Annotated in this window: 10 protein-coding genes and 1 pseudogene; 5 read left to right on the top strand and 6 right to left on the bottom strand. The window is 60.5% G+C overall.

From position 1 onward, the window contains the following. Nucleotides 1–9 precede the first annotated feature (9 nt). Complete coding sequence (locus HMPREF1024_RS08330; RefSeq protein ID WP_004152363.1) at nucleotides 10–1293, top strand: YeaH/YhbH family protein; 1284 nt, start codon at nucleotides 10–12, stop codon at nucleotides 1291–1293. Nucleotides 1294–1338: 45 nt separating this feature from the next. On the opposite strand, the gene HMPREF1024_RS08325 is transcribed toward HMPREF1024_RS08330, so the two are convergent. Further along, nucleotides 1339–1899 carry a hypothetical protein gene (locus HMPREF1024_RS08325; protein ID WP_009309124.1) on the bottom strand — a complete coding sequence of 187 codons (561 nt, stop codon included), beginning with the start codon at nucleotides 1897–1899 and terminating at the stop codon, nucleotides 1339–1341. Between the two features lie 158 nt (nucleotides 1900–2057). Here HMPREF1024_RS08325 and HMPREF1024_RS08320 point away from each other — a divergent pair, with 158 nt between their 5' ends. Beyond that, a complete protein-coding gene (locus HMPREF1024_RS08320; RefSeq protein ID WP_009309125.1) occupies nucleotides 2058–2540 on the top strand; it encodes a glutathione peroxidase in 483 nt (160 codons plus the stop codon). 121 nt (nucleotides 2541–2661) lie between these two features. On the opposite strand, the gene HMPREF1024_RS08315 is transcribed toward HMPREF1024_RS08320, so the two are convergent. Beyond that, nucleotides 2662–2973, bottom strand: a complete 312-nt coding sequence (locus tag HMPREF1024_RS08315; RefSeq protein ID WP_002901229.1) for a hypothetical protein — start codon at nucleotides 2971–2973, stop codon at nucleotides 2662–2664. 67 nt (nucleotides 2974–3040) lie between these two features. Between HMPREF1024_RS08315 and HMPREF1024_RS31385 the strand changes: the two genes are divergently transcribed. Continuing rightward, on the top strand, nucleotides 3041–3160 hold the full coding sequence (locus HMPREF1024_RS31385; protein ID WP_004140436.1) for a hypothetical protein: 120 nt from the start codon (nucleotides 3041–3043) through the stop codon (nucleotides 3158–3160). 69 nt (nucleotides 3161–3229) lie between these two features. Here HMPREF1024_RS31385 and HMPREF1024_RS08310 read toward each other — a convergent pair whose 3' ends face one another. Beyond that, nucleotides 3230–4111 carry a LysR family transcriptional regulator gene (locus HMPREF1024_RS08310; protein ID WP_009309126.1) on the bottom strand — a complete coding sequence of 294 codons (882 nt, stop codon included), beginning with the start codon at nucleotides 4109–4111 and terminating at the stop codon, nucleotides 3230–3232. A 175-nt stretch (nucleotides 4112–4286) separates the two neighbouring features. On the opposite strand from HMPREF1024_RS08310, the gene HMPREF1024_RS08305 reads away from it, so the two are divergent. Further along, nucleotides 4287–5504 (top strand): MFS transporter, encoded by a 1218-nt coding sequence (locus tag HMPREF1024_RS08305; protein WP_009309127.1) that lies wholly within the window; start codon nucleotides 4287–4289, stop codon nucleotides 5502–5504. Here the strand turns inward: HMPREF1024_RS08305 and HMPREF1024_RS08300 are convergent. Beyond that, nucleotides 5501–6250 carry an SDR family oxidoreductase gene (locus HMPREF1024_RS08300; protein WP_004176542.1) on the bottom strand — a complete coding sequence of 250 codons (750 nt, stop codon included), beginning with the start codon at nucleotides 6248–6250 and terminating at the stop codon, nucleotides 5501–5503. The two genes, HMPREF1024_RS08305 and HMPREF1024_RS08300, sit on opposite strands and share 4 nt — an antisense overlap. A gap of 166 nt (nucleotides 6251–6416) precedes the next feature. Here HMPREF1024_RS08300 and HMPREF1024_RS08295 point away from each other — a divergent pair, with 166 nt between their 5' ends. Further along, entirely contained in the window at nucleotides 6417–7322 is a 906-nt protein-coding gene (locus tag HMPREF1024_RS08295; protein ID WP_004140447.1) for a LysR family transcriptional regulator, read from the top strand. A gap of 6 nt (nucleotides 7323–7328) precedes the next feature. On the opposite strand, the gene HMPREF1024_RS08290 is transcribed toward HMPREF1024_RS08295, so the two are convergent. Together HMPREF1024_RS08290 and HMPREF1024_RS08285 are read right to left on the bottom strand one after the other, a co-directional pair. Continuing rightward, on the bottom strand, nucleotides 7329–8594 hold the full coding sequence (locus tag HMPREF1024_RS08290) for a Y-family DNA polymerase (protein WP_009309128.1): 1266 nt from the start codon (nucleotides 8592–8594) through the stop codon (nucleotides 7329–7331). 2 nt (nucleotides 8595–8596) lie between these two features. Then, nucleotides 8597–9017 (bottom strand): annotated as a pseudogene (locus HMPREF1024_RS08285) (translesion error-prone DNA polymerase V autoproteolytic subunit). Nucleotides 9018–9170: the final 153 nt, after the last annotated feature.

Below are 9170 nucleotides of genomic sequence, written 5' to 3' on the forward strand. Positions count from 1 at the left end.
GGAGGGCATATGACCTGGTTCATAGACCGACGCCTGAACGGGAAAAACAAAAGCGCCGTCAACCGCCAGCGCTTTTTGCGCCGTTATAAGGCGCAGATTAAACAGTCGATCTCCGAGGCCATCAACAAGCGCTCGGTGACCGATATTGAGAGCGGAGAATCCGTCTCGATCCCGACGGACGATATCAACGAGCCGATGTTTCATCAGGGTCGCGGCGGCCTGCGCAACCGCGTCCACCCGGGCAACGACCATTTTGTGCAAAACGACCGCATTGAGCGCCCGCAGGGCGGTGGCGGCGGCGGCGGTAGCGGTCAGGGGCAAGCCAGCGCCGATGGTGAAGGAAAGGATGAGTTTGTCTTCCAGATCTCGAAAGATGAATACCTGGATCTGTTATTTGAAGATCTGGCCCTGCCGAACCTGAAGAAAAACCAGCACCGGCAGCTGAACGAGTTTAAAACCCATCGCGCGGGTTTTACCTCCAATGGGGTGCCAGCCAACATCAGCGTGGTACGTTCACTGCAGAACTCGCTGGCCCGCCGTACGGCGATGACCGCCGGCAAGCGTCGTGAACTGCGCGCCCTGGAGGAGGATCTGGAAGCCATCAGCCGCAGCGAACCGGTGCAGCTGCTGGAGGAGGAGCGCCTGCGCAAAGAGATTGCCGAACTGCGGGCTAAAATCGAGCGGGTGCCGTTTATCGACACCTTTGACTTACGCTACAAAAATTACGAAAAACGGCCGGAGCCTTCCAGCCAGGCGGTGATGTTCTGCCTGATGGACGTCTCAGGCTCGATGGACCAGGCCACCAAAGACATGGCCAAGCGCTTTTATATCCTGCTGTATCTGTTCCTCAGCCGGACTTATAAAAACGTCGACGTGGTCTATATCCGCCACCATACCCAGGCAAAAGAGGTGGATGAGCACGAATTCTTCTATTCTCAGGAAACCGGCGGCACCATTGTCTCCAGCGCCCTGAAGCTGATGGATGAAGTAGTGCAGGCCCGCTATGATCCGGCGCAGTGGAACATCTACGCCGCCCAGGCGTCGGATGGCGACAACTGGGCCGATGACTCCCCGCTGTGCCACGAACTGCTGGCGAAGAAAATTCTGCCGGTGGTGCGTTATTACAGCTATATCGAAATTACCCGCCGGGCGCATCAGACCCTGTGGCGCGAGTATGAACACCTGCAGGCGACCTTTGATAATTTCGCCATGCAGCATATTCGCGACCAGGAGGATATCTACCCGGTATTCCGCGAACTGTTTCATAAGCAGTCATCTAAAAGTGAAGCTTAATTAAATAATCAGCCAGTGAGTCGAGTGACTTGCTGGCTGTTTTCCTCAGACACAAGGCCCGGTGGCACATCCATACATCATGTAAAACGGAAACAACGGGGCCAGGGCAACGGCGCCAAGCGAGCTAATCGTTTTGGTCTTATCATTGATTGATACCACAACGGGGTGCGCTAACTGGTAGGCGGCGGCCAGATCTGACGCGTCCGATGCAGTCCAAAATCCTGTCGCTTTAAACAACACCCCGAGGCGATCGTTATCAATTTGCACCGCATGATACTGATTCACCAGCTCGCTATGCTGCCCGGCATCCAGTTTGCGCTGATCCATCACCACCAGATATTCCGCCGTCACCTCATGTTGTTCCACGACAAAGTTAACCCGCACGCCGGAAGCCTGTTGGTGAAAGCGTTCATAAAAGGTCTTATAACGCTGATATTCCTGAGGCACACCGTCACGGACAAAGCGGTAACTGTATTTCGCTGAGCTGGCGACAATACCGGACTCTGTGGGTTTCATCGCCACAATGGTATCCCGAGGCGGCAAGTTTGGCGTGCTGGTACATCCTGCGAGTATCGCCACTACCAGCGATAAGACATATTTCATCATTTTCAGCCGTTCCTGTTCGCGATTTTCTCTATGACATCTGGCGTTTTTTTAACACTCCAGGTACAAATCCCTAACCCTGTGTATCATAACTGCCTAATCTGCTTCAAACATTCGCGCGATCGTCAGCGTTGAACTGTTTCTACTCTCAGGAGCCTGCTATGACCCCTTTTTATCAATTGACGGCTACCCGCCTGCGCGGCCAGCCCCTCTCCATGGCTGACTATGCTGGCAAGGTGGTTCTGGTGGTGAATACGGCCAGCCATTGTGGCTTCACACCGCAATACGCTGGCCTGGAAGCGCTCTACAAAAAGTACGCGGCTCAGGGGCTGGTAGTGCTTGGTTTCCCGTGCAACCAGTTTGGTAAGCAGGAACCCGGCGGTGCGGATGAAATCGAGCAGACTTGTCACGTTAACTACGGCGTGAGCTTCCCGATGTTTGAGAAAGTGGACGTCAACGGCCCCGCCGCACACCCGCTGTTTCGTTATCTGAAACAAGCGTTGCCCGGCGTGCTCGGCGGACGGATCAAGTGGAATTTCACCAAGTTCCTCATCGGTCGCGACGGCACACCCCTCACGCGTTTTGCGCCGTTCACGACGCTGGAGAAAATGGAAGCCTCCATTGTCGCGGCCCTCACGCGCTGAGTGTTCCCATCATGCCACGTTCACCCAGCGGCGGCTGGCTGCCCATACAAGGTAGACGTCGCTCTCGCGCAGCCAGCAACCGCCTGCTGCTGGCCAATCTTCCACCTGCCCGGTCATCAGCCTACAGCGGCGACACGGCCTCGACTTCATGCTGAAACACATAGGGGTCGGAGAGGAGTTCGAATGCGTCGTCGTCCGGATAGGTGACCGCGACGTGATAGTCTTCGCCAGCGAAGGCTTTGACCGCCGCGAGATCCTGCCAGTAGGTGGCAAGAAAGAAATGCGCCCATTCGCCCTGGTTTTCCTGGCGCACCAGCGCCCCCCGGTTGCCGGCGATGCTCTGAGCGTGTTCCACACCGGTCCGCTCGAGGTGGCGGGCAAACCCCTCAGCATGTTGCAATGGCACACAACCGTGCCAGGTCCTGACAATCATTTGCGTTCTCCTGTGGTGATAAACGTCTCACCCTAACATCGACAGGCATTTCTGGGGGAGCGCAACAATGCCGCGCTGGCCACAACACAAAATTATTTTGCCGGACGGGGATATCCTCTCACTCTGCAGTATTTTCGACTGCGGAGCAGCATTGGGCCGAATATTGCGCGGCGAGTATCACTGTTAGCTGGCGCGGAAAAATCGTGACTCGTCAGCCTCGGGCAGTCTTATCGATACATGCCCAAGCCGCGCCCCATCAGGGCATCGCCAGCCGATCTTGATGGTCCGCAAAGAGAGCGATGAGATGGTCGGCGAGAACCCGCACGCGTCTGGATCCGGCCAGGTCAGAATGCATCACCAGCCAGAGGGTCTGATCCGCGCCGATCTCCGGCTGCAGGCACTGCAGGCCGCTGGCCCGCGCCATAAAGTGCGGCAGGACGCCCAATCCGAGGCCCGCGGATACTGCGGAAACCTGGGCCACGAGCGTATTGGCTTCGACTTTACACGGCCGGCCGCGCAGGGTGCGCGTGATCCATTGGGCGGCCGGCAGGTGCTGGTGAGTTTCCGGCCACCCCACAAAGTCCGCCTCGCTCAGCGACAGGCCGTCCGCCCCGGCCAGACAGTCGGCGGCGCCATAGACGCCAAACCCCACCGTCCCCAGCCGCTTTAACGTCAGATGCCCGGCCTCAGGCTTGACCATGCGGATCGCCAGATCGGCATCCCGACGGTGCAGGTTCACCGGCTGCACGCCGCTCAGCACCTCCACCCGCAGCTCGGGATAATGGTCCAGGAGCCCTTTCAGGGAGGGCAGAATAAAATGCGTGGCCAGGTTATCCGAGGTGGCCAGACGGACAACCCCGGCGACATGCCCCTGCAGTTGCGCCGCTTCGCCGAACGCCAGGCCAGCGTATTCCAGCGCCTCCGCCCGCGCGAGCAGAGCTTCGCCATCGTCGGTCAGGCGGTAGCCGCTCTGATGGCGGCTGAAGAGCGGAACGTTCAACGCCTGCTCCAGCCGATCCAGCCGGCGGGAGACCGTGGCAATCCCCATGTTCATCTTGTCGGCGGCGCCGCTCAGCGTTCCCGCCCGGGCGATGGCGAGGAATATGCGAGCATCATCCCAGTGGAATTCTGCGGTCATCTATTTTCCATGTATGGAAAACGGCTCTCCGTTTTCCGCTCTTTTTTATCAGTTTCGCAGGGATGATACTGCACGCCATTCGCGGAGACAACCAGGCCATCCGATCGCCTGCTCTCTCCTCACCTGAACGTCCGTGCACCGCGCGGAACGCTCCTTTCCTAAGGATACGCCTGATATGAAAGAGATTGCTTTACCCCTCCACCCGGCGCCGGCGCGCGTCTGGATTGCCGTCGTTGCGCTCGGGATCTGCGCCTTTTCGATCGTCACCAGTGAACTGGCGCCGGTGGGCATGCTCAGCGCCCTGGCGGCGGATTTTCACCAGACGGAATCCGGCGTGGGCCTCGCCGTCACCGCCTATGGCTGGGTAGGCGCCCTGGCGGCTCTGCTTTCCGGCGCAATGCCGACGCGTATTTCCCGCAAGGCGCTGCTGGTCGGGCTGATGCTGATCCTCGCGCTTTCCTGCCTCGCCGCAACCCGGTCTTATTCGATGTTCGCCCTGATGAGCGCCCGCATGATTGGCGCCCTGGCGCATGGCGCCTTCTGGGCCTTAATTGGCATTGTCGCCGCGCAGCTGGTGCCGCCGCACCGGCTGGGGCTGGCCACGGCGATCATTTTTGGCGGCGTGTCAGCGGCAAGCGTAGTGGGGGTGCCGCTGGCGAGCTTTATCGCCACCCTGGCGGGCTGGCGACTCGCGTTTATGTCGATGGCCTTGCTGTCACTAGCCGCCGCTGCGGTGCTGTGCTCGACGCTGCCCCCGCTGGCCGCCCCTGCCCCCGTCAGGCTGCGTGTATATCGCGATATCTTCCGCAATCCGCTGCTCGGTGGCCTGTATGGCGCCACGGCCTGCATCATTACCGCTCACTTTGCCGCCTTCACCTACATTGAACCACTGCTGATAAATCTGCAGGGAGTCCCGGCGACCGCTCTCTCCGGCCTGCTGCTGCTGTCAGGGGGTTCCGGGCTGCTGGGTAACGTTATCGCGGGTAAGCTTATCGATCGTCATCTGAAGGGGCTGATTTTCGCTGCGCTGCTGCTGAGCGGGGGCGCGCTGGCGCTCCTTGGCGCCGCCCGTCTTGCGCCACTGCCGTTCTGTTTTAGCGGGCTACTGTTAGCCCTGTGGGGCGCCGGCATCGCGATTGTGTTCGTCGGCTTACAGACCTGGCTGCTGCGCAGCGCGGGCGCGGTCGCCCAGCCGGCGTCAGCCATTTATGTGGCCATTTTTAATGCCGCCATCGGCACCGGGGCGTTTGTCGGCGGCCAGCTGATCGCCTCAGCTGGCCTGTCGGGAATGGTGTGGCTGGCGGCGGGGATCATGGTGGGCAGTACGCTGCTGATCGCCCTGCTGAAAGCGCCTCTGCCCGGTCAGGTCAGTGCGGCGACGGCAGGCGCTTAGATTTGCGCCAGCCCGCCGTCGACATAGATCTCCGCGGCGTTAATAAAGCTCGACTCATCCGACGCTAAAAATACCACCGTCCGGCCAATCTCCTCCGGCTCGCCCAGCCGCCCGAGCGGTACGCCGGCCGCCAGAGCATCGAACAAGCCCTGGCGGTCCGCCTCCGCCACCAGCCCTCCCAGACCCGGGGTACGTACCGGCCCCGGGCTGACCACATTGATGCGGATCCCGCGGTCGCTAACCTCCAGCGCCCAGGAGCGCGCCAGGCTGCGTACCGCGGCCTTACTGGCGCTATAGATGCTGAAGTTAGCCGTCCCTTTTACCGCCGCCGTAGAGCCGGTCAAAATCACCGAGGCGCCGTCGGTGAGCAGCGGCAGCGCTTTTTGCACGGTGAACACCACCCCGCGCACGTTGGTGGCGAAAATTCGGTCGACGTGCGCTTCGGTGATGGCGCTCAGCGGCAGCATGTCTCCGCCGCCGGCATTGGCGAACAGCACATCCAGCCGGCCGGACTCTTCGGCAATGGTCGCAAATACCGCGTCAAGGTCGCTTAACACGGCGGCGTCGGCGCGGATCCCGCGGGCGGCGGGCCCGATGAATCTTACCGCCGCATCCAGCTCCTCCTGACGGCGGCCGGTGATGTACACCTTCGCGCCCTGCTCCGCCAGCGCTTTCGCCGACGCCAGGCCAATCCCGGCGCTGCCGCCGGTGACTAACGCCACTTTATCCGCAAGTTTTTTGCTCATGGTGCATTTCCTTGGTTAGAGTATAAACAGGCCAGGCTCGCGAACGCGCCCCGCCGGGTATGGAAAGCACTGTAATCGTCCCGGCGAGGCGGAAAAATGGCCTAATCTGAAAAACACTCTTCCCCTCGGTGGATAATGACCTCCAGTAACCAGGATAAAGCGAATAATGGACCGGTTTTCAGCTCTCAAAGCCTTCACCCGCGTTGTCGAAGCCGGCAGCTTTACCCGCGCCGCGGACTCGCTGAATATGCCCAACGCCACCCTCAGCAAAACCATTCAGCAACTGGAAGCGCATCTTGGGGTTTCCCTCCTGCAGCGCACCACGCGGCGTATTACCGTGACGCCGGAAGGACGGGAGTACTATGAAAAAGCCCGCTGTCTGCTGGAAGACCTGGAAGAGATCGACGCGTCTTTCAATACCGCCCGCAATAAGCCGAAGGGCCATCTACGGATCGCCATCGGCGGGTCGACCGCGTGCGATGTGCTGATCCCGCTGCTGGCGGACTTTATGACCTCCTGGCCGGATATCCGTATCGATTTGCAGGTGGCCGATAAGCCCGCGGACCTCATCAGCGGCAATATTGACTGCGCCATCCGCGGCGGTCCGATGGAAGACTCGACGCTGATCGCCCGTAAAATCGGCGAGGCGACGCTGGTCACCTGCGCCACCCCGGGCTATCTTCAGCGCTACGGCACCCCCGCCTCGCCGGATGAACTACATCATGGCCACCGGCTCATCAGCTATCTGTCGCCGGCCAGCGGCAGAGCGTTTCCGTTTCGCTTTACGCGTCACGGCGTCAGCACCGAGCTGAAGACAGAGCCCCATCTCGGCATCAATGAGAGCAACGCGCATATTGCCGCCGGCGAGGCCGGCTTAGGCATTGTGCAGACCTTTACCTATTCGCTGAAACCGGCGCTGGCGAGCGGCGAACTGGTGGAGATCCTCAGCGCCTGGCGCCCGGCCCCCTATCCTTTTCACGTTGTCTATGCCCGGCACCGGCACGTCCCGCCCCGGCTCCGCGTCTTTATTGACTGGCTGGCGGCGGTTTTTCCGGCCGCGGTGCAGGGATAGCGCGCGTTATCTGACGCGGAGCAGGTCGCCGTATCGCGTGGTGTAGCGCGGCGAGAGCATCTCTCGCTTCATCTGCCACTGCTGCTGGATCCCCTGGCCGGCAAAATAGAGCGCCCCCCTGCCGTTTTTCGCATTCAGCTGATCGAGAACCTGCATCAGTCTGGCGCTGTTGTGCCGCGGAGCAAGCTCGTCGAACAGATTCAGCTGGGCGACGCCCTGGCTGTAGAAATCGCCGAGCATCACGCCGGCCTTCTGATAGCGATGCCCCGCTTTCCAGATGGCATCCAGACAGCTCGTCGCCGCGGCGATAATATCCCGGGAGTCCTGGGTCGGCGTCAGCAGCTTTAGCGAGGCGCTGTTGCCGTAATAGGGTTCATTCAGCGCGAAGGGGCTGGTTTTGACAAAGGCGGAGACGAACCGGCAGTACTGATGCTCACTGCGCAGCTTTTCTGCTGCCCGCGCGGCATAGCTGCAGATCGCCTGGCGCATATCCTCATAGGCCGTAATCCGATCCCCGAACGAGCGGCTGCAGATAATTTCCTGCTTAGCGGGGGCAAATTCCTCCAGCGCCAGGCAAGGCTCGCCGCGCAGCTCCCGTACCGTTCGTTCGAGCACCACCGTGAAGTGCTTGCGGATAAAGCGGATATCGCTCTCCGCCAGCTGGAGTACCGTGCCGATCCCCATCGCTTCAAGCTTTTTGCCGATCCGCCGCCCGATGCCCCAGACCTCGCTCACCGGCAGCAGCGCCATCAGCTTTCGCTGCCGCTGCGGGCAGGACAAGTCCACTACCCCGCCCGTCTGCCGCGGCCACTGCTTCGCCGCGTGGTTGGCCAGCTTCGCCAGGGTTTTGGTCTGGGCGATGCCAACGCCCAGCGTCAGATGGGTACGCTGCAGCACCGTGGCGCGGATTTCGCGGCCAAAATCGGTCAGATCTCTGCAATGACGCACACCGCTGACATCGCAAAAGGCCTCATCGATACTGTAAATTTCGCAGCGCGGGGTGAGCTCTTCTAGGGTGGCCATGACCCGGCTGGACATGTCGGCATACAGCTCATAATTACTGCTAAACGCCACGACGCCGTGGCGAAGAAACGCAGCCTTCTGCTTAAAGTAGGGTTCGCCCATTTTCACAAACGGCTTCGCCTCCGCCGAGCGGGCGATCACGCAGCCGTCGTTGTTCGACAGCACCACCACCGGCCGCCCCTTCAGGTCTGGCCGGAAGGCGGTCTGACAGCTGGCATAGAAGGCGTTCACATCACAATGCGCGAACATGATCAGCCCGCCGCCTTGATGATGTAGGTTACGACGCCGAAAATATCGAGCGTCTCCTCGCGGCCGACCACGATGGGCGAATAGGCCGGGTTCATCGGGTTAAGCTGCACCCGCGGCAGAAGCTGCAGCTTCTTTACCGTAAACTCGCCGCCGACGGCGGCAATCACGATATCGCCATGCTCCGCTTTACGCGCGCTGTCCACCACCAGCAAATCGCCTTCGTCAATGCCGGCATCGATCATGCTGTCGCCAGCGGCTTTGACAAAATAGGTCGCGCTGGGATGCTGCACCAGCAGCTCGTTGAGGTCGATTCGCTTCTCAACATAGTCCTGAGCCGGGCTGGGAAAGCCGCACTGCACCAGGTCGGCAAAAAAAGGGAAAGGAGACAATCTGACGTAGCTCAACCGGCGTGTAAACGTTCATTTTTTCAACCCACCACACAATGTCGCGGTAGGGATACCCGTTACCGGATACCCCCCGCACAGATCCCGGCGTGCGCGATTTACGCACCGGGCTCCTGCCTCGGGTGTCTGGCGGTGAACCGCTCCACAGGCCATGGATGAAGAACCCGAACCC

The sequence above is a fragment of the Klebsiella sp. 4_1_44FAA genome (genome assembly GCF_000238715.1).
GTDB lineage: Bacteria > Pseudomonadota > Gammaproteobacteria > Enterobacterales > Enterobacteriaceae > Klebsiella > Klebsiella pneumoniae.

What these genes read in the sequence shown, in the direction of transcription:
- HMPREF1024_RS08330 (WP_004152363.1), top strand. Translation starts at nt 10, where the DNA reads ATGACCTGGTTCATAGACCGACGCCTGAACGGGAAAAACAAAAGCGCC.
- HMPREF1024_RS08295 (WP_004140447.1), top strand. Translation starts at nt 6,417, where the DNA reads ATGGACCGGTTTTCAGCTCTCAAAGCCTTCACCCGCGTTGTCGAAGCC.
- HMPREF1024_RS08290 (WP_009309128.1), bottom strand. Translation starts at nt 8,594, where the DNA reads ATGTTCGCGCATTGTGATGTGAACGCCTTCTATGCCAGCTGTCAGACC.
- HMPREF1024_RS08300 (WP_004176542.1), bottom strand. Translation starts at nt 6,250, where the DNA reads ATGAGCAAAAAACTTGCGGATAAAGTGGCGTTAGTCACCGGCGGCAGC.
- HMPREF1024_RS08310 (WP_009309126.1), bottom strand. Translation starts at nt 4,111, where the DNA reads ATGACCGCAGAATTCCACTGGGATGATGCTCGCATATTCCTCGCCATC.
- HMPREF1024_RS08305 (WP_009309127.1), top strand. Translation starts at nt 4,287, where the DNA reads ATGAAAGAGATTGCTTTACCCCTCCACCCGGCGCCGGCGCGCGTCTGG.
- HMPREF1024_RS31385 (WP_004140436.1), top strand. Translation starts at nt 3,041, where the DNA reads ATGCCGCGCTGGCCACAACACAAAATTATTTTGCCGGACGGGGATATC.
- HMPREF1024_RS08320 (WP_009309125.1), top strand. Translation starts at nt 2,058, where the DNA reads ATGACCCCTTTTTATCAATTGACGGCTACCCGCCTGCGCGGCCAGCCC.
- HMPREF1024_RS08315 (WP_002901229.1), bottom strand. Translation starts at nt 2,973, where the DNA reads ATGATTGTCAGGACCTGGCACGGTTGTGTGCCATTGCAACATGCTGAG.
- HMPREF1024_RS08325 (WP_009309124.1), bottom strand. Translation starts at nt 1,899, where the DNA reads ATGATGAAATATGTCTTATCGCTGGTAGTGGCGATACTCGCAGGATGT.